At 65.9% G+C, this 24987-nt stretch carries 15 protein-coding genes; 7 read left to right on the top strand and 8 right to left on the bottom strand.

What is annotated here, in order from left to right; all coding sequences use genetic code 11:
• Positions 1–202: 202 nt before the first annotated feature.
• Both AQZ52_RS13855 and AQZ52_RS13860 read left to right on the top strand, forming a co-directional pair.
• Positions 203–6703, top strand: a complete 6501-nt coding sequence (locus AQZ52_RS13855) for a peroxidase family protein (protein WP_067911872.1) — start codon at positions 203–205, stop codon at positions 6701–6703.
• A gap of 213 nt (positions 6704–6916) precedes the next feature.
• Positions 6917–7276, top strand: a complete 360-nt coding sequence (locus AQZ52_RS13860; RefSeq protein WP_067911875.1) for an EthD domain-containing protein — start codon at positions 6917–6919, stop codon at positions 7274–7276.
• 48 nt (positions 7277–7324) lie between these two features.
• Here the strand turns inward: AQZ52_RS13860 and AQZ52_RS13865 are convergent, their stop codons facing one another.
• Both AQZ52_RS13865 and AQZ52_RS13870 read right to left on the bottom strand, forming a co-directional pair.
• Positions 7325–8002, bottom strand: coding sequence for a TetR/AcrR family transcriptional regulator (locus AQZ52_RS13865; protein ID WP_067911877.1), 678 nt, complete (start codon positions 8000–8002; stop codon positions 7325–7327).
• Between the two features lie 121 nt (positions 8003–8123).
• Positions 8124–8990 carry an enoyl-CoA hydratase gene (locus tag AQZ52_RS13870; protein WP_067911879.1) on the bottom strand — a complete coding sequence of 289 codons (867 nt, stop codon included), beginning with the start codon at positions 8988–8990 and terminating at the stop codon, positions 8124–8126.
• Between the two features lie 193 nt (positions 8991–9183).
• On the opposite strand from AQZ52_RS13870, the gene AQZ52_RS13875 reads away from it, so the two are divergent.
• Positions 9184–9918 (top strand): CHAP domain-containing protein, encoded by a 735-nt coding sequence (locus AQZ52_RS13875; RefSeq protein WP_082697971.1) that lies wholly within the window; start codon positions 9184–9186, stop codon positions 9916–9918.
• A gap of 77 nt (positions 9919–9995) precedes the next feature.
• Positions 9996–10784: an SDR family oxidoreductase gene (locus AQZ52_RS13880; RefSeq protein WP_067911882.1), complete on the top strand. Its 789-nt coding sequence runs from the start codon at positions 9996–9998 to the stop codon at positions 10782–10784.
• Here the strand turns inward: AQZ52_RS13880 and AQZ52_RS13885 are convergent.
• From AQZ52_RS13885 to AQZ52_RS13895, 3 genes are all read right to left on the bottom strand, one after another.
• Entirely contained in the window at positions 10781–12502 is a 1722-nt protein-coding gene (locus AQZ52_RS13885) for an N-acyl-D-amino-acid deacylase family protein (RefSeq protein ID WP_067911885.1), read from the bottom strand. The two genes, AQZ52_RS13880 and AQZ52_RS13885, sit on opposite strands and share 4 nt — an antisense overlap.
• A 4-nt stretch (positions 12503–12506) precedes the next feature.
• Entirely contained in the window at positions 12507–12923 is a 417-nt protein-coding gene (locus AQZ52_RS13890) for an MAPEG family protein (RefSeq protein ID WP_082697973.1), read from the bottom strand.
• A gap of 83 nt (positions 12924–13006) precedes the next feature.
• Positions 13007–14566 carry an acyl-CoA synthetase gene (locus AQZ52_RS13895; RefSeq protein ID WP_205626479.1) on the bottom strand — a complete coding sequence of 520 codons (1560 nt, stop codon included), beginning with the start codon at positions 14564–14566 and terminating at the stop codon, positions 13007–13009.
• A 131-nt stretch (positions 14567–14697) separates the two neighbouring features.
• On the opposite strand from AQZ52_RS13895, the gene AQZ52_RS13900 reads away from it, so the two are divergent.
• Both AQZ52_RS13900 and AQZ52_RS13905 read left to right on the top strand, forming a co-directional pair.
• The gene (locus tag AQZ52_RS13900) at positions 14698–16080 is read left to right on the top strand and encodes a M24 family metallopeptidase (protein ID WP_067911890.1); all 1383 of its coding nucleotides are present in this window, start codon (positions 14698–14700) and stop codon (positions 16078–16080) included.
• Between the two features lie 79 nt (positions 16081–16159).
• The gene (locus AQZ52_RS13905; RefSeq protein WP_067911892.1) at positions 16160–17605 is read left to right on the top strand and encodes a helicase HerA domain-containing protein; all 1446 of its coding nucleotides are present in this window, start codon (positions 16160–16162) and stop codon (positions 17603–17605) included.
• A 1-nt stretch (position 17606) separates the two neighbouring features.
• Here the strand turns inward: AQZ52_RS13905 and AQZ52_RS13910 are convergent, their stop codons facing one another.
• Entirely contained in the window at positions 17607–19460 is a 1854-nt protein-coding gene (locus AQZ52_RS13910; RefSeq protein WP_156424937.1) for a methyl-accepting chemotaxis protein, read from the bottom strand.
• 71 nt (positions 19461–19531) lie between these two features.
• Positions 19532–22045, bottom strand: coding sequence for a TonB-dependent siderophore receptor (locus AQZ52_RS13915; protein WP_067911898.1), 2514 nt, complete (start codon positions 22043–22045; stop codon positions 19532–19534).
• A 217-nt stretch (positions 22046–22262) separates the two neighbouring features.
• On the opposite strand from AQZ52_RS13915, the gene AQZ52_RS13920 reads away from it, so the two are divergent.
• Positions 22263–23408 (top strand): DUF2332 domain-containing protein, encoded by a 1146-nt coding sequence (locus AQZ52_RS13920; protein WP_169793749.1) that lies wholly within the window; start codon positions 22263–22265, stop codon positions 23406–23408.
• Here the strand turns inward: AQZ52_RS13920 and AQZ52_RS13925 are convergent.
• Positions 23405–24925: an acyl-CoA carboxylase subunit beta gene (locus AQZ52_RS13925; RefSeq protein ID WP_067911904.1), complete on the bottom strand. Its 1521-nt coding sequence runs from the start codon at positions 24923–24925 to the stop codon at positions 23405–23407. The two genes, AQZ52_RS13920 and AQZ52_RS13925, sit on opposite strands and share 4 nt — an antisense overlap.
• Positions 24926–24987 lie beyond the last annotated feature (62 nt).

The raw sequence follows: 24987 nt of genomic DNA on the forward strand, positions 1-24987 counted from the left end.
CAGTTAAACGTCGTGGTTAATAAAATCTAAATAAGAAATTACTTCGAAACAGAATTTGTGCCAAATTTAAACACCGTATTAACTATAAAAAAAGGCGCTAACCTACCGCGTTACACGGATTTATCGGATCTCCATCACGGGTAGCAGTCCGCTTGTTACAAAACCTTGCCTGAATTGGGCGGGACAATCGGGGTGATCGACCATGCTTAATCCGTTTCTCAAGCCGTTCATGATCAACGGCTCCGACATCGACTTCATCACTGCACAGGTGAACTTCCGGCCGCTGTTCGATGCGACGGGCAACGCAATCATCGCATGGGACGGCACCGGCCCGATCTTCGATGGTTATGGCCAGCAGATCTGGGATGGCACCGGCCTTTCTGCCGCGCAGGCGCAGGCAGCTTACGGCACGTCCTATGACACGCCGACCGATCTTACCGGCACGCGCTATGTCAGCGGCCTGCACAACAACCTGGTGGGTGACCAGTCGACCTGGGGCGCGGTCGATCAGAACTTCGCGCGCTACGCCGCCAGCTACGGCAACTATCTGACCGCGCTCACCGGCACCGACGCCAATGCGTTTGCCGCCGCCAAGACCTACTGGAAGAGCTACAGCAACGGCGTCGCCAACGGCGGCTTCAACCTGAACGGCGCCAACAGCACGGACTATTCGGTTACGGCCAGCGCGACCGGCAACCATGTCGCGACTGACGGCACGCAGATCCAGATCAACAACATCGTCGACTACACGCCGCGCATGATCAGCTTGCTGACCACGACCGGCGGCGTGACCTATGACATCTGGGCGAACCATCAGAGCGAGCTGGGCGCTGGCGCCCATACGCCGAGCGAGATCTACTACGATGCCAACGGTGTTGCCGCAGTCACCAACTGGGGCGTGCTCGATACCGTTGCCAACGGCGGCGAAGGCCAGGTCGATTCGCAGGCTCGCCTTAATGCTTCGGCTGGCCAGGACGATCACTTCATTGGCACACTCAATCCGGGCGTGTCGCCTTCGAACGGCTTCTTCGTGCTGTTCGGCCAGTTCTTCGACCACGGCCTTGACTTCATCGACAAGAGCTCGGGCGCGACGATCAAGATCGCGCTGGCCGCGGATGATCCGCTCTACGGCATGACCGGCCCGGACGGCCGCCCGGTTCACGAGATCACGATCAACCGCGCGACGGTCCAGACGGTCGATGCGAACGGCTCGCAGTATGTCGACCACACCTCGCCCTACATCGACCAGAGCCAGACCTACGGTTCGCACGACGGGTTGACCAACCTCCTGCGCGAATGGGTGCGCGATCCGGTCAGCGGCCAGTACCACGCCGGCATGAACCTGCTCGACGGCCAAACCCTCGAAACCGCCTGGACCAAGCCCGACGGCACGCTGACCCACGAAACGCTGCCCACGCTGGCGGAACTGCGCGCGCATGTCGTCGCTACGGGCCGCGACGATCTGAGCTGGGAAGACGTATCGAACCTGCGCAACCGTGACGCGCAGGGCCATGTGATTGCGGGCACCAGCGGCAGCTCGCTGCTGCTCGACATGAACCCGCGCTTCGACGTCGGCCATCTCCACGGCTTCTACGACAAGAACGCCAACGGCGTGAAGGATGCAGGCGAGGCCACCTACGGCACGACCGCGCAGGCCGCACAGGTCGATGCCGCGATCGCCACGCTCGATGCCAAGGTCAAGGCGCTCTTCGGCCCCGGTGTATCGTTCGGCATCGTCAACGGCACGCTGACGCTTTCGGGCCTGCCCGGCCCGCAGCCGGTGCTCTCGGGCGCCAACGCGCTCTATCCCTTCGTCGATTTCTCGAACTTCAGCATCAAGACGACCGATACGATCACGCACCAGGACATCACCGGCGTGCACGATGCGGTGAGCCAGATCCTGCTTGCCTCGGTGGGTGACCACTACATCGCCGGCGACGGCCGCGTGAACGAGAACTTCGGCCTCACCTCGATCCACCACATCTTCCATGAAGAGCACAACTTCCAGGTCCAGAACCTGCTCGATGCGCTCCACCGGGATGCAGTGACTTCAGGCGACCTCACCAACCTCCACAGCTACCAGATCGACACCGGCCACACGAATGCCGCGGGCGACTTCATCACCCAGAACGGCGACATCGCGTGGAACACCGACAAGGTCTTTGCCGGCGTGAAGCTGATCGTGGAAATGGAGTACCAGCACTCCGCGGTCGACCAGTATGCCCGCAACGTCTCGCCGAACATCCAGGAGTTCGTCGGCTACTCGTCCGAAAAGAACGCCGCCGTCACGCTGGAATACGCGCAGGGCGCCTTCCGCTTCGGCCACTCGCAGCTGCGTGAGACGATCGACACGATCGATCCGACCAAGGGCCTCACCGGCAAGATCATGGGCTATGCTCTTGAGCAGGCGTTCCTTTCGCCTGAGAAGTATGCTGGCACCGGTCCGTCCTCGATCCTGCTGGGCATGACCCACCAGCAGGCCAACGAGATCGACGAATTCGTAACCCCGGCGCTCAACCAGGGCCTGCTCGGCCAGCCGCTCGACCTCGCCGCGATCAACATCGCGCGTGGCCGTGACATCGGCCTGCCCGATCTCAACACGCTGCGCACCACCATGGGCCTGCAGGCCTATGTCAGCTGGACCGATTTCGGCCAGAACATGCAGCACCCCTCCTCGCTGGCGAACTTCATCGCGGCCTATTCGCTCGACGGCGATCTGGCCAAGGCGCAGGCGATCGTCGGCCTTGCCGATGGCTCGATCAACGAAGGCGACGTTGAGGCGATGGGCATGACCGTCGACCAGGCGAACGCCTTCCTCGACGGCGGCGACAGCGGCTATAAGCACATCGATGCGTGGCTTGGCGGCCTCGCCGAAGTGCACCAGCCGGGCGGCCTGCTGGGCGAGACCTTCGACAAGATCTTCGTCGACCAGATCGAATCGCTGATGGACGGCGACCGCTTCTACTACCTCTACCGTCTGGCCGGGCAGCAGTTCGGCGAGGAAGTCGCCAACGGGCAGCTCAAGGATCTGGTCGAGCGCAACACCGGCCTCACCCACCTCAACGGCAACATCTTCGGCTATTCCGACAAGTACGTTGATCTCGGGGCGACCAAGGAAGTCGTGGCGCCCGGCCAGGAAGCGCAGACCACCGGCAACGAGCACAAGTATGGCGACATGGCCAACGTCGCGAACGGCACGATCGGCATCTATTCGAACGGCGGCCGTAACAATGCCAACGACGGGCACACGGTGACCATCAAGGGTGTGCAGTACATCCAGGACACCCGCCTCGAGGATGGCAAGGTGTTCGACCGCCCGGCGGTCATGTCGGCCAAGTTCAACGTCGGCTTCCAGGGCTGGACCACACAGGGCAATGCACAGGTCGTCACGCTCGACCCGGCGGTCTCGGCCGTGCAGGGCCATGGTGGCGGCCCCGTGGCCGACCTCTCCGACGGCGCGACGATCAGCCAGCAGCTGGCCTACGCCGCGGTCAAGGGCGACCACTACACGCTGACCGTCAATGTCGGCGACCGCGTCGATGCCGCGATCGGCACGGCCTATGTCATCCTCTCGCTGGTGAGCCCGGACGGAACCAACAAGGTCGGTCTCGCCACGGAGGAAGTGACCACGACCGGTGATGGTTCGTGGCAGAAGGTCACCATCGACTCCGGTGTGATCGATGCGGCGCACGAAGGCTGGAAGCTGACGGTCGACCTGATCGGCGGCATCAACGGCGGGCACAACCTGTTCGACGACGTGGCGTTCTCGGCGATGCACCAGGTGCTCAACGACGGCGTCAACCTCGACGGCACGCCGAATTCGGGCGCCGATTCCAACGAGGTGATCGCGGGCACTGCCGGCAACGACCTGCTCTACGGCCTTGCCGGTGACGACACGATCTACGGCGATGGCGGCAACGACACGCTCTATGGCGGTTTTGGCATCGACCGTCTCTATGGCGGCACCGGCGCCGACAAGATCTACGGCGGCGACAACCCCGACCTGATCGACGGCGGTTCGGGCGACGACATGCTCTACGGCGAATCGAGCGGCTCGGACATCAACGGTTCCGACCAGATCATCGGCGGCAACGGCAATGACGTCCTCCATGGCGGCATCGGCATCGACAAGCTCTCGGCCGGTTCGGGCGACGACCAGGTCTATGGCGATCAGGACACCGATCCCTTCACCCATGCCGGCGACGGCAACGACTATGTCGATGGCGGCAGCGGGCAGGACATCCTCTACGGCGACAACGGCAACGACCTCCTGGTTGGCGGCGCGGACTCCGACCAGCTGTTCGGCGGTGCAGGCGACGATATCCTTCGCCCGGGTGACAGCACCCAGGCCACCGGTATCGGCACCGACGAAGTGCTCGGCGGCAACGGCACCACGGACGAGGGTGACAAGCCCGGCACGATCGGTTTCGACCTTGTCGACTTCAGCGACAACGCTGTTCGCAAGGGCGGGGTTCCGTTCGATCTGAACAACCAGACCAACCCGCTTGCCGCGCCCAACGGCAACATCGCGCAGGTAGCGACGGCACAGATCGAGGGTGTGATCGGTTCGAAGGGCGGCGATGCGCTGACCGGCGACGCCGGCAACAACTGGATCGTCGGCGGCTCGGGTGCTGACACCCTGGTCGGCGGCGCTGGCGACGACGTGATCGTCGGCGGCTCGATCCGGCTCGACTCGCTGATCGGCAAGTACAATTCCGGCTATACCCACAACAACGACAACCAGGGGCTGACCGCAGACCAGCAGCTCGAAGATGCCCGCTACGACGGCGCCTCGCACCGCGTGCTGTGGTCGGAAACGATCGATAATAGCGGTGTGATCGATGCGGCCAATGCCCTTTCCGGCGCGCAGTTCGACAAGCACTTCACCGAAATGCTGCGCTCCGATCAGTTCAAGGATCTGGTGCTGGGCAACAACAGCCGCCTTGCTGCCGGCGGTGCCGACACCATCGGCGGGACCGACACGGTGGTCTACACGGGCAACCGTGACGACTATCAGATCAGCCGCGTGAAGTATAACGGTGCGGTTGCGTTCAAGGTTGTCGGAACGGGCGAGCTGGCGGCACAGGACGGCACCGACCTCGTCGTCAACGTCGCGAAGTTCCAGTTCGCCGACATGACGGTCACTGCCAACAATCTGTTGCCGCTTATCGACTCCAATGGCGGCAAGGCGACCGGAACCGTCACGATTGACGAGAACACCACGGCGGTGACGACCGTGCATGCCTCTGACGCTGCCGTGAGCGGTCCAGTGACCTATTCGATCATTGGCGGTGCCGATGCTGCAAAGTTCGCGATCAACGCCCAGACCGGTGCCCTCACCTTCGTCGCAGCGCCGAACTTCGAGGCTCCGACCGACGTGGGCACGAACAACGTCTACGACGTGATCGTGCAGGCAAGCGATGGCGGGATTTCGGGTCAGCAGGCGCTTGCTGTCACCGTCAACAACGTGGACGAGGCGGCAACCGGTTCGGTCACGCTTTCGATCACGGCCGGGACCAACCTGTTCATCGCGCAGGACGGTACCGTCACCGCGAACAGCACGCTGGCCGATCCGGATGTCGTGGGCGCTCTGACGCTGAGCCACCAGTGGCAGAGCTCGAACGATGGCGGCACTACCTGGAACAACGTGCTGCTGATCGGCAACGGCGCATCGCTGAGCACGGCGCTGTCGTTCACGCAGACCAGGCTGGTCCGCGACGTGGTGAGCTACACCGATGCCTTCGGCACGAAGCAGGTCATCTCTTCGCAGGATGCCCTTGTCGGCACCGTGGGCAACAACACGCTGTCCGGCTCCGCCGGGGCGGACGTGATCCACGGTCTTGACGGCAGCGACACGATCAACGGCAATGCCGGCAACGACGTCATCAACGGGGGCAACGGCAACGATACCCTCAATGGCGGTGACGGCGATGACACCTTCATCGTCAATGCCAACGCCGGCACTGACACGATCAACGGCGGCGCGGGAGCTGATACGATCCAGGCCACCGCAAACAATGTCGTGATCACACTCGCTTCGGGCTTCGGCACGGCCAACAGCATCGAGACCATCTCGGGCGGTGGCTTCTCCAACGTCACGATCACGGGTGGAACCGCATCTGGAAGCACGCTGAACTTCTCTGCCACGAACCTGTCCGGCATCGCCCAGATCACCGGTACGGCCGGAAGCGACACGATCACCGGCTCGTTCGTCAACAACACCATTGTTGGTGGTGCGGGTAACGACCGGATCGACGGTGGTGGCGGCAACGACACGGAGACCGGCGGTGCGGGCAGTGACACGCTCCGCGGCGGGGTCGGTGCGGATGTGTTCGTGTTCACGGCGCTCTCGGACTCGCAGAGCTACGCGGGCCGCGACACCTTCGTCGACCTTACCCTCGGCACCGACACCGTGCGCTTTGGCGCAAGCCTCGGTGCGGTCGGAGCGCAGGCGCATGATGCCTACACGGTCGTGACGGCAAGCGGTGCGATCACTTCCGATGCGACACTGGCCACTGCGGTCGGCCTGACGGCGGCGGGCAATTCGAACGCCGGCAAGGTGGTGATTATCAACGATACCACTATCAACCACGCCTTCGTGGTAGTCGATACCAACAACCAGTCTGGCTTCCAGTCCGGTTCGGACGTGGTGTTCGAGGTGAGCCACACGATCACCGGCACCATCCCCGACTTCATCATCTGACGAACCGGGAAAGCCAGAAAGGATGGCGGGTCGATCCCTCGAAAGGGGGATCGGCCCGCCTTTCCTTTTGTACGACGCGGGTGCGGTGTGAGGAGCCGCGGGATAGCGTCTGGCCGGCGGTGCTGCGTCTGAAACCAGCATTTTCAGGAGTGGCCCGATCGGCACCATGAAGACGATACCGGAATGCCGATACCGCAAGAAAGGCGCACCGCGATGACCGTGACCGTTCTTACCCTGCTGAAGCGCCGCCCGGGCATGAGCAAGGCTGATTTCATCGCCTACTACGAGACGAACCACCGGCTGATCGGCGAGACAGTGCTTGGGCCCTGGGCGACCCGCTATGAGCGCAAGCACCTCCACCCGCTCGACGGCACCGACATGGACCACGATTTCGACGTGGTGATGGAAATCGAGTTTCCCGACGAGCAGGCGATGGCCGAATGCTTTGCCGCGATGGCCGAACCTGCGACGCGGCAGCTGATCACCGAGGACGAGGAAAAGCTGTTCGACCGCACGCTGATCCGTTCATTCCGGGTGGAGCCGCATGGATCGCCGATGCCCCGGAAGGGCTGAGTGCGCCGCCCCAGGCCGGGGCAAACGGCCGGGCGGACGCGCCGGCAATCAGGAGCGGACCTTGCCGGCGTAGATCAGGCGCAGCACATCCTCGGTCAAGGTGTGCAGACGCCGGGCCCGCGCTTCGCCATAGATCGGCTGCTGGAGCAGCAGCCCCATGTGCATCACGCTGACGAGATCGCTGGCCAGTTTCATCTGCTCCCACTGGTCGCGCCACTGGGGGAACGATTCGATCATCTCGGCGATCCACACCTCGTCATACCGGCGTGCGACGGGACCGAAGAACTGATCGAGTTCCTGATCGGTGCGGGAGGCGACCGCAAGTTCGAGATAGGCCGCGTATTCGCGGGTGTGCACGCTGCGCCAGTGTGCGGCCGCCGCGATCTCCAGCATCTCGGCTTCGGAGCCGCTTGCGAGGCTCGAAAGATAGTCCTCCAGAAACAAGCGCATACGCCCGTAGAACACATGTTCGACAACGGCAGCTACAAGGTCCATCCGCGTCGGGAAATGGTGGTGCATTGCCCCGCGCGAGACGCGGGTACGCTCAGCCACGGCAAGCGTGGTGAGGCGCGAATAGCCCCCTTCGACAAGGCAATCGATAGCCGCCTCAACGAGCCGCTGGCGCGTGCGCGCGCTTTTCTGCTGCTGCCATCGGGCAGGCTCTTCACCCAGCCCTGAGGGCCTCATCGCGCTGAGCATGCGCTTCTGCATCGTCGATCCGGTCACGGCCCCACCTTCGCCCTATCCGCGCGCTTCGCCAAGCCATATCGGGCGCGGCGGTGGCGGTTGTCCCCGATGCCGGATGACAAGGCGGCGGCAGGCTCCGAAAAGCGGCATGTCGGGCGGGCTAGGCCTCGTCCTTCCGGCTCGCCCGCGCCTCGCGCCTGATTGTCTCCAGCCCCGCCGGATCAACCAACTGTCCGTGCAGCGCATAGTTGTTGGCGTGGCCGAACTGGTGGAGATTGAACGCGGACTGGATCGCGTTCCACAGGCCCTGCGCGTCCATCGACTGGTTCACGCTCATCTTCGCGGTCTTGAGCCCGATCGCGGGGCGCGAGGCGATCTTTTCAGCCATGGCAAGGGTAAAGCCCTCCAGTTCGGCGCGGGGCACGACTTCGTTGACCATGCCGAGCGCCTTGGCTTCCTCGGCGCGGATCGGCTCGCCCGTCAACAGCATCTGCTTCGCCTTGCGGTGGCCAAGCTCGAAGGCGTGGACGAAGAATTCGTGGCCGTTCATGCCGAACGCGACGACGGGGTCGGAAAACTCGGCGTCGTCGGCGGCAATGATGAGGTCGAACGGCCAGATCAGCATGAGCCCGCCGGCGATGGCCTTCCCCTGCACCGCGACGATGATCGGCTTGGGCAAGTTGCGCCAGCGCCAGCAGAAGCCGAGGTAGACTTCCTGCTCGCGCGACATGTGGCCCTGCGGCCCGGGATGACGATAACCGCCAAAGCCGAGGACGGGCAGGCGCAAGTCGCCGATGCGCGAGCGATCGGAAAGATCGTGACCGGACGAAAAGTTCTTGCCGTCGGCCGCGACGATCACGACGTTCACATCGTCGTCTTCCATCGCGATGTCGAGCGCGTCGTTGATCTCGTAAAGCATGCGCAGACCCTGCGCATTGTGCTTATCCGGACGGGCCAGCGTGATGCGGGCGACACGCGCCGCCGGCCGGTCGTAACGGATATCCTCGAAGGCCAGCCTATCATCCATCACGCCATTCCTTTCGCCTGATACCGCTCCGAACTCCTTGTGGAGTGGGAACTTTTCCGGATTTGGCACCGGCGCAGACTGGTTCGTCAACTATCAAGGTGATGCAGGGTGAGGCCCCGCAGACGAGCGCTCGGTAATATTGGTAAGGGGGCCCAAAAGCCCGCATTTACTATAGATTGAGATACTTGCGGGCATGTCATCCCTTGCCCTCCGCCTCGTCGTCACAGGCCTGCTCGCAGCCCTTTCGGTACCAGCCGCAGCGCGTCCGCTCGCCCCAGTGCCTGCGGCACAGACAAGCGACGACGCGGACGCCGAGGCACCCCTCCCCTATATCCAGTGCGTGCCTTATGCCCGTGAGGTCTCGGGCATCCAGCTTTTTGGCGATGCGCATACCTGGTGGGATCAGGCCGCTGGCCGCTATGCGCGCGGCACGCAGCCCCGGGTCGGCGCGGTCATGGCCTTCCGCCCGCACGGCGCGATGGTGCTCGGCCATGTCGCCGCGGTCAGCCGGATCATCGATTCGCGCACCGTGCTGCTGCGCCACGCCAACTGGTCCCCCATCGACGGACGGCGCGGCCACCTGGAAGACAACGTGCGCGCGGTCGACGTCTCCCCGGCGAACGACTGGAGCGAAGTGCGCGTGTGGTATGCCCCGCTCGGCGGGCTCGGCACCACGCATTGGCCGGTCGAGGGCTTCATCTACAACCGCAAGCCGCCAAAAGCCTTGGGACCGAACGAACGCCTGACCGTGCCGGCCTCCGCACCCGCGTCCGCGCCCAAGGCGGGATATACCTCGCGGATCGGGCCAGACTTCCTCAAGGGCATCGTGCCCGAGACAAGCGTCGCACCCGCGCGCCGCATGGTGGCCGCGCAGCGGAGCCTCAGGAACGACCCCATCGGCCGGATCATCGCCAGCCGCCTCAACTGAGTTCCCACAATCGCCAGTTTACGCGCGGTGCGGGGCGCGGGATGCCAGAACCTGCAAGCAAGTGAGGGACGCGGACGATGGATCTGGGAATTGCGGGCCGCAAGGCGCTAGTGAACGGCGGCAGCGCGGGCATGGGGCGCGGGGCGGCGCTGGCACTTGCGCGCGAAGGCACCGAAGTGTTCATCTCGGCACGCGGGACCGAGCGGCTGGAAGCGACCTGCGCTGCCATCGCGGCCGAGACGGGCGCGAAAGTCCACCCGATCATCGCCGATCATGCGAGCGACGCGGGCCGCGAAGCCATCCTCGCCGCCTGCCCCGATCCAGATATCTTCGTCGCGACCTGCGCCCCGCCCCCCTTCACCGGCGATTTCCGCGACGTCTCGCGCGAGGCGTTCGAGAAGGCGGTGACGACCGCGCTGCTCAGCCCCATCGACTATATCAAGGCGTTCAGCAGCCCCATGATGGCGCGGCGCTGGGGGCGGATCGTCAATATCAGCACGGGCGCGGCGAAATACCCTGCCGCCATGCGCGTCCTCTCCGGCCCGCCGCGCGCGGCGCTCGCCAACTATTGCCACGCGATCTCCAAGGAACTGGCGCGCCACGGCGTGACGGTAAACTCGGTGCTGCCGGGGATGCACCACACCCCCGGCATCGAAGACATGATGAACCCGCGCGCGGCGAAGAATGGCCGCACCTATGACGAGGAAGTCGCCGCCTTCGTGAAAGCCGCGCGCATCCCCGCCGGACGCTTCGGCGATGCCGAAGACCTCGGCGCGATGGTCGCGATGCTGTGCAGCGCGCAGGCCAGCTTCGTCACCGGGCAATCGCTGGTGGTCGATGGCGGGATGGGTACCTCGATCTTCTAGTTGATCCGGTACCCGCCCCCCCGGATCAGCTTCCCGGGCCGCGCACCGGTCGATTGATCGAAGCGGCGGATCACTTCGCCCGCAACCACCGTCGCTTCATAGCCGCTCGCGCGCTGGTGGAGGCGGCGGCCGCCGGCGGGGAGATCGCGCACCACTTCGGGGAGGTGGAGCGAGAGGCCGTCCAAGTCGATCACGTTGAGGTCGGCCCGTTCGCCCACTGCCAGAAGGCCGCGATCATGGAGGCCAACGGCGCGCGCGGCCTTGCGGCTGAGCATGTGGACGGCTTCGGCCAGATCGAGCTTCAGCGGCCCCTCCCCCTTCACGAATTGGGTGAGCAGGTAAGTCGAATAGCTCGCATCGCAGATCGCACCATAATGCGCGCCGCCATCGCCAAGGCCGGGGACGCAATAAGGGTGCTTCAGCATCTCGTGCGCGCTGGCGAGCGAGGCGTTCTCGTAGTTGCCGAGCGCGGCGAGGAACAGGCCGCGCCCTTCGGTTTCGAGCAGGCGGTCGTAGGCCACTTCCTGCGGCGTGCACCCGCGCGCGGCGGCCTGGCCCTCCATGCTGAGGTGCGCAGGCGGCGCATAGTCAGGCGGGTTGTCGAGCGGGAACAGCCAGCGCCAGTTGCGCGCGAGCGCGTTGAACGGGTGGCCGGGGGCGAAGTCTTCGCTGAGCAGCGCCTCCCGCAGCGCAGGATCGCGCATCGCGGCGACTTGTTCGGGGATCGAAAGGTGCGCGATTCTGCTCCAGCTCGGGCAGAGCACGAAGGGGTGCACCGTCAGCTCCAGCCCGGCGATCAGGCCGATGGGGCGCGGCATGACCTGTGCGTGGGCCGTGCCGCCCGCCGCATTGGTCGCCTCCAGCTTTTCGAGCACGCGGCGCCAGCGCGGCGGCGCATCGTTGCCCGAGGCGAGCGTGAAGGTGGCGGGGCGGCCACTGGCAGCAATCACCCGTTCGATCACGCGGTATTCCTTGTCCCAGCCGACAAAGGCATCGAGCACGACCTGAAACGTGCCCGCGCCCACATCGCCCATGCCGCGCGTGATCGCCTCAAGCTCGGCAATATCGGCATCGAAGGTGGGGATCGCGCCGCCATCTGCGGTCTTGTGGATCGAGAGGCGCGAGGTGGCAAAGCCGATGGCCCCGGCGCGCATGGCATCGGCCGTGAGGCGGCGCATCAGGGCAAGGTCGTCCTCCGTGGCAGCCTCACGCGCCGCGCCGCGCGCGCCCATCGCATAGACGCGCAAGGGCGAGTGCGGGAGATAGGCGGCCACGTCGATATCGCGCTTCTGGGCGGCGACCTTGTCGAGGTATTCGGGGAAGGTTTCCCAGTCCCACGAAAGCCCCTCGGTCATCACCACGCCGGGGATGTCCTCCACGCCTTCCATCACGTTGATCAGCATATCGTGATCGGCCTTGCGGCACGGTGCGAAGCCGACGCCGCAATTGCCCATCACCGCCGCCGTCACCCCGTGCGCGGAGGACGGCGAGAGTTCCTCGGCCCAGATGCACTGGCCATCGTAGTGCGTGTGGACGTCGATGAAGCCGGGGGTGACGATCCGGCCCTTGGCGTCGATTTCCTCCGCGCCGCGCCCGCTGAACGCGCCGATAGCGGCAATGCGCCCGCCCGCGATGGCCAGATCGCCCTCGATCAGATCGCCGCCGCTGCCATCGGCGATGGTGCCGCCCCGGATTACCAGATCATAGTCCGTTGCCATGGCCTCAGGCTCCCTGCATCACGCGCACGATCCCGCCGATCAGCGAGCCGAGCACAAACGTGTAGATCGGCGGCATCGAGATATAGAGCGGGATCAGCCGCTTCTCCGCCGCCCGGTGATAGCCGCGCGCATAAAGCACCCGCATGAACGGCCAGATCGCGCCGATCCCGGCGGCCCAATAGGGGCTCACCACATAGGCGAAGAGCCACATCCCCGGCAGGAACAGCACCAGATGTTCCAGCGTGTTCTGGTGCGCGCGGACATAGCGTTCGTATTCCTCAGGCCCGCTGTGCGAGGGCACCGGGATCTTGAAACGCCCCCGCGCCAGCCCTGCCATGAGCAGCGTGAAGTAGTAGGCGAGGAGCGCGAGGGCGCTGACGATCACGACATAGACGTATGGATCGACCATGGACCTTGGCATGCCTCTTCCCCCCTGTTCTTGCGCCGAAGCTGACGCAGCGCAGGCCGGGCGGCAACTCCTACTTTTGGGGCTGAAGCAAGGACCTAGTGACCGGAGCTGAGGAGTTCTTCCCTGAGCCTGGCCTTCCAGATCTTGTTGGCCCCGCTGAGCGGCATGGGACGGTCGCGGATCTCGAGCGTGCGCGGGCACTTGTAGTGCGCCAGATGGGCCCGGCAGTGGGCAATGAGTTCGGCCTCGGTGGCCGCAATCCCCGCCTTGAGCGTGACCACGGCGTGGACCGCCTCGCCCCAGTGATCATGCGGACGGCCGAACACCGCGCATTGCGAGACCGCCGGATGCGCGGTCAGCACGTTTTCGACTTCAAGCGAATAGACGTTCTCGCCGCCTGAGATGATCATGTCCTTCAGGCGGTCGACTACGTAGAGATAGCCGCGATCATCGAAATAGCCGATGTCGCCCGTGTGCATCCAGCCGCCGCGCAGCACCTCGGCGGTGAGGTCGGGGCGGTTCCAGTACCCCAGCATCACGTTCGGCCCGCGCGCGACGATCTCGCCCGCCTCGCCCACCGGGAGCGGGCGGTCTGCAACATCGACCACCGCCACTTCGGACAGGAGGACCGGGCGCCCCGCCGATCGCAGCAGGCCGCTGCCGTGGTTTTCGGGCAAGTGATCCCGGCAATTCAGGATCGTCACCACCGGCGACAGTTCGGTCATGCCATAGGACTGGAGAATGCCCACCTTCGGCAGGGCAGCCATGACTTCCCTGAGCAGCGCCTCGGGCATCGGGGCGGAGCCGTAGGACAGGATGCGCAGCGAGGAGAGATCGGTGCTCGCAAGAGCCGGATCATCGAGCATCGCGCGCAGCATCGTGGGGACAAAGGTCGCATGGGTCACGCCGGTCCGGGCGATCTCGGCCAGGACTTCGCCGGCAACAAAGCGCGGCAGCAGCACGTGCGTGCCAGCGGCGTGGGTCACCGAAAAGACGCGGGCCGCGGCGGCGACGTGGAACAGCGGGCCGTGATGGAGATGGACAATGTCCGGCCCGAACCCCAGTTCGCCATAGGTGTTCGCGGTGTTGGCGACGAGATTGGCATGGCTGAGCATGACGCCCTTGGCCGCGCTGGTCGTGCCGCTGGTGTACATCAGGATGGCAAGGTCGTCGCCCCCACGGCCGCGATCCGGCAGCGGCTCGGTCTCGGCAATCAGCGCGTCGAGCGAGTGCATGCCCTCCCCGGCATGGCCTTCACCCGCGTGGACGAGGGCAGCCTTGCCCCCGGCAGCGGCCAGCAGATCGCCGCGATAGCTGGCAAAATCATCGCCGAGCACGATCACGTCGGGCCTGGCATCAGCCACCTGATCGCACAGCTCGCCCAGCGCCAGCCGGTGGTTGAGCGGGGTGATCGCACCGCCCGCATGGATCGCGGCGAAGAAGCATTCGAGCGAGCGGTGACTGTTGAGTGACAGCAGCACGACGCGCCCGCCCTCACCGAGCCCAAGCGCGGCAAAGGCCCCGGCAAGGCGGGCAACCCGGTCGGCGAACGCACACCAGGTGAACGACCTGGCACCATCGATGACGGCAACCCCCGCGCCGCGCAGATGCACCGCGCGCCGCAGCGCCTGACCGAGACTGACCTTGCTGCTCACGTGTTCCCTCTCTCCCGTACAAGGTCTGTTTGCCTGCTCTTGCCCTGCAATACAAACCCCGGCGCACCGCCGCTTGATCCCCGGACGGTGAAGCGCCACTGTCGCGCCATAACTGCAAACGACAGGGCCCGATGATCAAAACCACGGCATTCACCGCAAGCCTTGCACTTGCCCTTTTCCCGCTGGCGGCCTCGGCGGCCTCTTCCCCTGCCCCTATTCCCGCCCCGATCGGGATGAGCGAGGCGGAGGTAGCAGCCCCGACGGTGCCGCCGCTGCTCTCCGCACGCGAGCGGGCAGAGACGGAGAACCGCCTCCTCGCCGAGCGGCTCGACACGGTGATCCCGGCGATCATGCGCGCCGAAGGCATCGACCTGTGGCTGCTGGTGGCGCGCGAATATTTCGAGGAGCCGGTGGTGGCGACGATGCTCGACGCGGAGAACATGCATGCGCGGCGGCGGACGATCCTGATCTTCCACGATCCGGGCGCGGGCAAGCCGGTCGAGCGGCTGACCGTCAGCCGCTACGGTCTCGGCGGGCTGTTCACGGCGGCGTGGGATCCCGACAAGCAGCCTGACCAGTGGCAGGCGGCGGCAGACATCATCGCGGCGAAAAACCCCGCGAAGATCGCGGTCAACACCAGCGATCTGCACCAGTTTGCCGACGGGATGACGGTCAGCCAGTACGACAAGTTCATGGCCGCGCTGCCGGCCACGCTGCGCCCGCGTATCGTGAGCGGCGAGGGCCTCGCGATCCGCTGGCTGGAGACACGCACACCCGCCGAAATGGCGCTCTATCCGATGATCGCGCGCACCGCCCACGCGGTGATCGGCGAGGCGTTCTCGCGCAAGGTGATCACCCCCGGCGTGACGACCGCCGAGCAGGTGCAGTGGTGGTACCGCGACAGATTGCTCGAACTGGGCCTCGACACCTGGTTCCACCCCTCGGTCGGCATTCAGCGCAAGGGCGCGAAGGGGATGCTCGAAGGGGCCGAGGTGATCCGGCCGGGCGACCTCCTCTGGACCGATTTCGGCATCACCTATCTCAGGCTCAACACTGACATGCAGCACCTTGCCTATGTGCTGAAGCCCGGCGAGACCGAGGCGCCGGCTGGCCTGCGGCAGGGCCTTGCTGCCACCAACCGGCTGCAGGATATCCTCCTCAGCCAGTTTGCGGCGGGGCGCAGTGGCAACGAGGCGCTGGCCCGCGCGCGGACAGCCGCCCTCTCGGCCGGGCTCGAACCCTCGATCTATTCGCACCCGATCGGCTTTCACGGCCACGGCGCGGGCCCGTCCATCGGCTTCTGGGACAACCAGAACCCCGATCCGCGCGGAGCCGCGCCGATCCGCGCGAACACGGCCTGGTCGATCGAGCTGACGACCTATCATGCCGTGCCCGAATGGGATGGCCAGCGCGTAGACTTCCGCGCCGAGGAGAACGCGTTCCTCGACGGCAAGGCGGTGCGCTGGATCGACGGGCGCAAGACCGGCCTGACGCTGATCCCTGCCATGCCCTGATCGCAGGCTGGGGATTTGGTCGCATAAGCCGCCGCGCAGGGCTTGCCCCGCGCGGCGCAACCGGGCCATGCGCCGGGGGATGACACTCAAGGTTGACATGGGATTCGAAAGCACCGGGGCGCCGGCGCTGATCGACCTCGAGGAACTGCTGGCGACGCGGCTTCTCGTCCAGGGCAACTCTGGCTCGGGCAAGTCGCACCTTCTGCGCCGGCTGCTGGAGCGCAGCGCCGGGCAGGTGCAACAGATCATCATCGATCCCGAGGGCGATTTCGTCACGCTTTCGGGCCCTTACGGCCATGTCGCGATCGAGGCGATCGACTACTCCGTCGCCGAGATCACCCACTTCGCCCGCCGGTGCCGCGAGCATCGCACGTCGGTCGTCCTCAGCCTCGAGGGGCTTGAGATGGAAGGGCAGATGCGCTGCGCCGCAGCGTTCCTCATGGGCCTGTTCGATGCCCCGCGCGAACACTGGTTCCCGGCGCTGGTGGTGGTCGACGAAGCACAGATCTTCGCGCCATCCGCCGGCGCGGAAGTGAGCGAGGAGGTGCGCCGCGCCTCGCTGGGCGCGATGACCAACCTGATGTCGCGCGGGCGCAAGCGCGGCCTTGCCGGGATCATCGCGACACAGCGCCTCGCCAAACTGTCCAAGAATGTCGCGGCCGAGGCGAGCAATTTTCTGATGGGGCGCACGTTCCTCGATATCGACATGGCGCGCGCGGCGGATCTGCTCGGCATGGAGCGGCGGCAGGCCGAAACCATCCGCGATCTGGCGCGCGGGACGTTCCTCGGCCTGGGTCCGGCCATCGCCCGGCGGCCGGTGATGCTGAAGATCGGGCCGGTCGAAACCTCGGCGCGCAGCAGCAGCCCGGTGCTGGTTCCCCTGCCCCAGGCGCCTGCGCCGGACATGCGCGAGTTTCTGCTCGGCGGCCTGGAGGACACGGTCATGCCGGCGCCGGTCCCGCTGCCGCGTCCACAGCCGGCTGCCATCGTGCTCGAAGAGCTCGCCCGCCTGCCGCTCGAGCCGGTGATCGAGGAGCCCGCCGAGCCGGTCGATCCCGAGCCGGTCATGGCATCAGCGCTGCGCGCAATCGCAACCGACGAGGACGCGGCGGGCAAGACGACTTCCGTGCTGTTTCAGGACTTTCAGGTCCGCTGCCGGATGTTGGGCCTTCGCCAGGCGCCGCTGGACCTCGCAGGCTTCACGCGGCGGCTGGCGGCAGCGCGCGCGGGCATTTTCGAGGGGCTGGACGAGGCGTGGGCACCGGCGCTGGAAGCCGGCCGCAAGGTGCCGGACGACATGCTCGGCGCCTTCCTGCTGATCGCCCGCGCCGCGAGCGAGAACCGCCCCTGCCCGAGCGATCAGGAGCTCGCGCTCGTCTATGGCACCAGCTCGCTTGGCCGCGCGCGGCGCCTGCTAAGCTATATGGAAGAGCGCGACATCATCGTTGCCCGGACCGACCTTTCCGGACGCCGGTCGATCACGATCCCCGCGCTGGGCTGGACCACCTTGCCCACCGAAGCCTGATTCAGAATTCGTCCCAATCCGCATCCAGCGCCAACGCACCGCTGACCGGCGGAGCGGCGGGTGTAGCGGGTGCAGCAACCTTCGGACGGGGCGGCGAAATCGCAACGCGGACCGGCACAGCGGCCCCAAGGCGGGCCACCGGAGCGGAGCGCCGCTCGCGCCCGATGGTGAAGCTGGCGAAAGCCTGGCTCAGCTGATTGGCTTCCTGCGTCAGGTTCTTGGTCGCTGCATTCGTTTCCTCGACCATTGCCGCATTCTGCTGGGTCATCTGATCCATCGCGCCAATGGCGAGGTTGATCTTGCGCAGGTCGGCGCTCTGCTCGCTGGCAGTCTTGGCAATGGTCGAAATCGAGGCCGTGACCGTGCTGACACGGCCAATGATCGCCTCGAGCGCGGCGCCCGTTTCATTGACCAGCGACACGCCGGATTCGACATGGCTGGTGACCGCTGCAACGCGCTGCTTGATCGCCCCAGCCGCCTCTGTGGCCCGCAGAGCGAGCGCGCGCACCTCGGATGCAACGACGGCAAAGCCCTTGCCCGCCTCGCCCGCACGCGCCGCCTCGACCCCGGCGTTGAGCGCGAGGAGATTGGTCTGGAACGCGATCCCGTCGATCAGCGCGGTGATGTCTGAAATCTCCGTGCTGGCCCGCGCGACATTGTCCATCGCCTCGATCGCGCGGCCGACAATCCGACCACCGCCTTCGGCCTCGCCGCGCGCCTCGACCATGGATTCGCTCACGTTGGCGGCGATCTTGGCGTAGTTCTCTATCTGGGTGGTCAGGTGGTCCATCGCGCTGGAGGACGCCTGCAGGCTGGCCGCCTGCTGCTCGCTGCGGCTGGCAAGATCGGTGGTCGCCTGCTGGATTTCGCTCGAGGTCAGATTGATCGCGACGATGCTGTCCTGCACGATCCCCATCGCTTCGCACAGGCGCGCCATGGCCTCGTTGAAGTCGTCGGCAAGGGTCTGGAAAGCGGGCGGCACTGTCCCGATACGTACGGACAGATCGGCTTGTGCCACCGCGGCAAGCCGTTCGCCGATCAGCGCCATGGCCTTCTCGCGATCCGCCACCGCGCGGGCGCGCTCCAGCGCGGCATCGCGGAACACCATGACGGCACGGGCCATGTCGCCCAGTTCATCAGCGCGGTCGGCGCCCGGGATCGGCGCATCGCTGCGTCCGCCGGCCAGCGCCGACATCGTCTGTGTAAGCGCGCCGATCGGCTGCGCGATGGCGTTTGACAGCCGCCGCGCAAGGAGGAAAGCGAGGCCGATGAGCGCGCTGCCGCCCAGCACGAGAGCGATCCACGCAAACGTGATCGCCCAGTCCTGCCGCGCGGTCTCCTCCTTGATCGCCTTGATCTTGGTGTCCCTGATCGCGCGCAGCGGCAGGACGGCATCGGTGACCAGCACGGCCTTGCCAGCGGCGCGGATGGCATCTTGCGCGGCATCGCGCTGGCCCGAGCGCACGAGGGCAACATACTTGTCACCCCAGTTCGCCCGCCACTTCAGCGTTTCGGCGCGCGACTTGAGCAGCAGGTCCCTGAGCTCCGGCTCGGTCAGCTGCGCCTCGAGCCCGGCGGAGGCCTTGTCGTATTCGTCGCGCCCTTCGTAATAGGACTTCAGATAGCTCTCGTCGGCTGTGACGAGAAAGCCGCGCAGCTGGCTGTTCTGGCGCAGCAGCGCGGTTTCCAGCGTCAGCGCATCGGCGAGAACATCCTGGCTGGCGGTATTGCGCGCCGTCACGCTCGACACCATGGCGAGGCTCACGCCGAAAACGATCATCATCACCGCAGCGGTGGCGATGAGCGATATGAACGACAGACCAAGACGGCGGGGAATGCTCATACGGTCGAACACGGGTCCCAATTTCCTTGATTGACGGGAGCTCCGGCCGTCCGCCCCGGATCAGGGACGGACGGCCGGAAGCATCAGAACGAGAAACGGATCGAACCGGTCACGGTGCGCCCGTTCATGACTTGCGCATTGGTGAGCCCGCCTGCCGGGATGACTGCCGAGGCGAGCTGGACGATCGCCAGCTTGTCGAACACGTTGAAAGCATTGACCGAAACCTGCAGCCGCTCGGTCGGCCGCACCTGCAGGAACGGGCTGACCAGCACATAGCCCGGCTGCTTGAGAATATTGCTGTCCTGCGCAAAGCTCTCGGCGGTGCCGTTGACCACCGCGCCCACGGTCACCTTATTCAACTCGAATTGCGGACGGGCCTGCCAGAAGAACGTCGGGATGTGCCGTGGCCGGTTCCCCTCGAGCGTGGAATCGGTGCGGTCCTTGCCGATCTTGGCGTCGACCCAGGTCGCGCCGACTGTCAGCGCGAAGGGACCCTTTCGCACTTCGCCTTCGAACTCGACGCCCTTCGCGGTGTAGGTCCGGTCGATCGGGATGACGATGACCTGACCTTTGTTGTCCGCGCCGATCTGGTAATTGCGATCGCTGGTCGAGGCCCAGAAGCCGGTAACATAGGCCGTCACACCGCCCTGGCGATACTTGATACCGCCTTCGGCCTGCTTGACCGGCGTGTAGGCGGTCGAGGGATCAAAGAGCTTGCCGGTGGCCGTATTGAGCGAGCCGGCGCCGAGGATGCGTTCGGCATTGGCACGGCCGCCACGGCTGTAGCGCGCGAATGCGGAGAGGGTTTCGGCAAAGCGGTAGTTCACGCCGGCCGAGTACGAGAGGTAGTCATAATCATAATCGACCACGGCCGCCCGACCCAGCGGCAGGATCGCCACCTTGGTCTCGGCTACACTCACCGTTCCGTCGCCATCGACGTCGACAGCGGCCACGCCCTGGCCCTGCAGCGAGGCGGAAAAGATGTTGCCGGTAACCTTGCCCTTGTCCCAGCGCAGGCTGCCGCCGACCGAGAGCTTGCCGACCTGGTAGTTGACCGAGCCGTAGGGCGCCATGATCCTGTAATCGAGATCATAGTGGTTGTGGTACGCGGAAACCGGCACGCCGAAGCCGAAGCCATAGGCATAGATGCTGTTATTGCTCAATTTCGTGCCGCCCGCGCTGGTGAGGTCAAGCGGCAGGTTGCGGCCGCCGCCGGACAGGTCGTTGAGCGTGTTCGCAAAGTTCCAGTACATGTCGACCGTCTGCGAGGCGAGGTAGAGCCCCGCCGTCGTGGTCAGCTTGCCGCTGCCCGCCTGCCATACGTGGCTGGCGCGCAGGTCGTTGGTGACATTGTCGATCTTGTTGAGCCGTGCCCCGATCTTGATCGAAAGCGCCGCCAGCGCGGCCGGGTTGAACGGCTGTCCCGCCGCCGGACCCGCGGCATAGGTGAAGCCGGCCCCCGGACCACCAAGCAACGTGCCGAGCACAGCGCCGGGCGCTGTCACCATCGGGATCGTTTCATTGTATTCGCCGCTGATCCCCGAGTAGCGGAAGCGGTTGCTCACGCTCCACCCGGCAAGATCGTCCTGGACTTCAAAGCCGACCGACTTGCTGATTCCGCGCAGACCGGTGCGTCCGTCGTACGTGGTGCGCGCGTTCTGTTCGTCGAGCCCGGGATAGCGCGCGGTGTAGGGCGATTCATAGGTATCGCCCTGCACGCTGTTGCCCGGAAGATCCTGCACCACCGGCTTGTCGTTGGTACCCGTCAACAGCACCGGGTAGAGCGAATAGTTGGGCTGCCGATCATCGAGATACTTGCCATAGAAGCGGATATAGCCGCCTTCGAACTGCTTGGTGACGTTGAGTTTCACCTGCCCGCCGCGGAAACCGGTGTAGCCGATGCGGCGCGGACCCTCGCCGTCGCGATAGAAGCCGCCGACGTGGAAGCGCCAACCGCCGCCGAGCGGGCTGCCATAGGCGAAATCAACGCGCTTGAGATCATAGCCAAGGCCGCTCGACAGCTGGACGGTGCCGCCCTCCGTCTCACCGGTTTTCGAGATGAAATTGACGACGCCGCCCGGGGAGTTCGATGCGAAGGTAGAGGCCGAACCCCCGCGGATTGCCTGGACCTGCGAAAGCGAAAGGTCGGCCCGGAGGAATTGATCAGCCGAAGCGAAGTGGAGATCGCCAAATTCGAGCACGGGAAGCCCGTCTTCCTGCAACTGCAGGAACTTCGACCCGTCCGCCGAGAGCGGCAGACCGCGCACGGTGATCGACGAAAAGCCGTCGACATCGCTGGTCTCGGCGCGGATGCCGGGAATGTTCTGCATGATCCCTGCCACCGAGCTTACCGACAACTTGGGCAGATCGGTCTCGTCGATCACGCTGGCCGAGATCGCGGTATCGAGCAGGTCGCGGCCCTTGGCAACGCCGGTGCTGAAGGCCTTTGCGGCCGGCTTGGCAATCTCCTTGCGCACCGGATCGGAGGCAGGCGCCTTCGCGGCAGCAGCACCTTCGCCCGCAGCCGTTTCGGCGAGCGCAGGGGTGGCAAGGGACGTTGCGAGAAGAGTAGACGCCAGAAGATGGGAAAGTCGCATGGATGAACCTCGTCAAGGGATGACAAGGGAGCCACTTAAGCCGGGCCCGTTAAGGGTGGAGCGCCGGGCCATTACGCATTTGCCCGGTGGAAGCGTCCCGGATTCAGGGAACTATTTCACCGGGATACGAAGTGTCCCGTAGCCGGTGCTGCCAGCATGTTTGCGACAAACGGATAGATCGGGGCAACCACAACCGGGTCCAGAAAGCATCGCGTCCGTGCACCACTCCGCCCTTGCCGCAACCCCGTCCGTTTCCGCCGATCCGGCCCCGCGCGCAGAGGCGCAACTGGCGGTGGAGGCCGCCAAGGCCCGCGCATTCGGCAAGGCCTTCGTGGCCGCCGTGCTCGACAGCCTTGGACGCACCTTGTGCGCGGCGCCCACGGTCGCGCGCACAATCGAGACATGGCCGGGCGACCTTGCCAGCGCCGGCGTGATCTTCCGGCTGACTGCCGGGCTCCACGCGCTCGCCCGCTCGCAGCAGTTCCCCATGCTGCACGCGCTCTACCGCGATGCCGGTGCGGCGACCGTGCCCGACCCTGTACAGTTCGATCTCGCCGTCACGCAGGCGCTGGTACTGGGGGAGGACGCCCTGCTCGCATGGCTGCGCGGCCCGACCCAGACCAACGAAGTTGCCCGGATCGCAGGGCTGGCCGCAGTTCTGGCCGACCTGTCCGCAGCGCAACCCCTGCCCTGCCGCATTCTTGAACTGGGCTCCAGCGCAGGCCTTAACCTCAATCTGGCGCACTACGCCATCACAGTCGGCGCGGTCGAACTGGGGAAGACCGGCAGCGCGGTGCGGATTGCCCCGCGCTGGTCCGGTCCCTCACCCGCCGCGGGCCCTGTCATGATCGCCGGCGCGCGGGGGGTCGACCTGTGCCCGCTCGATGTGGCGCACCCGGGCGATGCAGACCGCCTCCACGCCTATGTCTGGCCAGGCGAAAGGGCCCGCACGCAGCGGCTGGGTGCCGCCATCGCACTGGCGCGCCGGCACCGGCCGCGCGTGGATGCAGCCAGTGCGGCGGCATGGCTGGAACAGCAGCTGGAATCCCCCCAGCTGGCCGGCGAACGCCGCGTCGTGTTTCACGCGATGACGCTGCAATACATGCCGCCGGCGGACCGCGCGCGGATCGACCGGCTCCTCGCGGATGCCGGAGCGCAGGCCAGTCCGGCGCGGCCGCTGGCGCGCGTCGCCATCGAATGGAACGCCGCGCGCAGCGATGTCGAAGTGTTGGTAACCTGCTGGGACGGCCGCCCGCAGGACGGGACCACGACGCTCGCCGCGCGGTGCCATCCCTATGCCGAGTGGTTCGACTGGATCGGCCTTGGCCGCGCCTCCCCGACCCGTGACGAGCCCGGTAACTAGCCGCTCAGCCTGGACCAAGCCAGTTCGGCAAATTCGCACAGCAGCGGGCGGGTCTCGCGCGGGTCGATGATGTCTTCCACCGCATAGCGTTCGGCCGTGCGGAAGGGTGAGCGGACCCTGTTCAGCCGCTCGCGGACCATCGCAAGGTGCGCGGCGGGGTCTTCGGCCTGTTCAAGCTCCGCCTTGTAGGCCACTTCGATCCCGCCTTCGATCGGCAGGCTGCCCCAATCGCCGGACGGCCAGGCGAAGCGGTACTGGAACGCATCGGCATTGCTCATGGCGCTGCCGGCAATGCCATAGGCACGCCGCACGATGACCGAGGCGAGCGGGACGGTGGCGCGGTAGATCGCGTTCATCGCCTGCACCCCGTAGCGGATCGTGCCGCTGGTTTCGGCGGCAAGACCGATCATGAAGCCGGGATTGTCAACGAGGTGGATGATCGGCAGGCGGAACTGGTCGGCCAGCTTGACGAAACGTTCGACCTTCTCGGACGTGCGCGCTTCCCACGATCCACCGAGGAACGAGGGGTCGCTGGCGAGCAGCGCCACCGGCCAACCGTCGAACCGGGCAAAGGCGGTGATCGCGGCGCGGCCCCAGAGCCGGCCCATCTCGAACACACTGCCTTTGTCGGCCACCGCTTCGACCACCTTGCGCATCGAATAGACCTGCTTGGGATCGCGCGGCACGGCGGAGAGCAGGAAATCCTCGCGGCGGTCCACCGGATCGCCCGGCGCGGTGCGGGGAGCGGGCTGGCCGACACGGCTCGGCAGATAGGAAAGGAAGCGGCGCGCGCGCTGGAACGCCTCGGCCTCGCTCGCCACTTCGTCGTCGACCACGCCGTTGCGGGTGTGGATCGCGCTGCCGCCGAGGCTTTCCTTGTCGCTCGCCTCGCCCAGCGCCTCGACCACCGCCGGCCCGGCCGCGAAAAGCTGCGAGAGGCCTTTGACCATCAGCGAATAGTGGCTCGCCACGACCCGCGCCGCGCCCAGCCCGGCTGTCGGCCCGAGGGCAAGGGCAACCACCGGCACGCTGTCGAGATTGCGGATCACGTCGCCCCAGCCCGGCACGGCGGGCACATACGTTGCGCCGATCTCCTCCAGCGTGCGCACCGATCCGCCGCCGCCGGTGCCGTCGATCATGCGGATCATGGGGATGCCGAGCGAATGCGCCATCATCTCGCACTGGACAAACTTGCGATGGATCGCCGCATCGGCCGCACCGCCGCGCACGGTAAAATCGTCGGCCGAGGCGACCACCGGGCGGCCTTCGATGTTGGCGCGGCCAAAAATCAGGTTGGAGGCGCTGAGGTCCGTCAGCTCTCCGGAGGCGTCATAATGCCCCTTGCCCGCAATCTTGCCGATCTCGCGGAATGATCCGGCATCGACCAGCCCGGCGATCCGCGCCCGCGCATCGAGCTTGCCGCGCCCGTGCTGGCGCGCGACCTTGTCGGCCCCGCCCATCTTCTCGGCCATGGCCTCGCGGCGGCGCAGTTCCTCTATTTCGGCTTGCCAGGACATCGTTGTCGCTCTCCCACCCCGTGATGTGGCATGTCCAGCCATCGGGGAAAAGAGCCGAAGCG

This window comes from Novosphingobium fuchskuhlense, from assembly GCF_001519075.1.
GTDB classification, from domain to species: Bacteria; Pseudomonadota; Alphaproteobacteria; order Sphingomonadales; family Sphingomonadaceae; genus Novosphingobium; species Novosphingobium fuchskuhlense.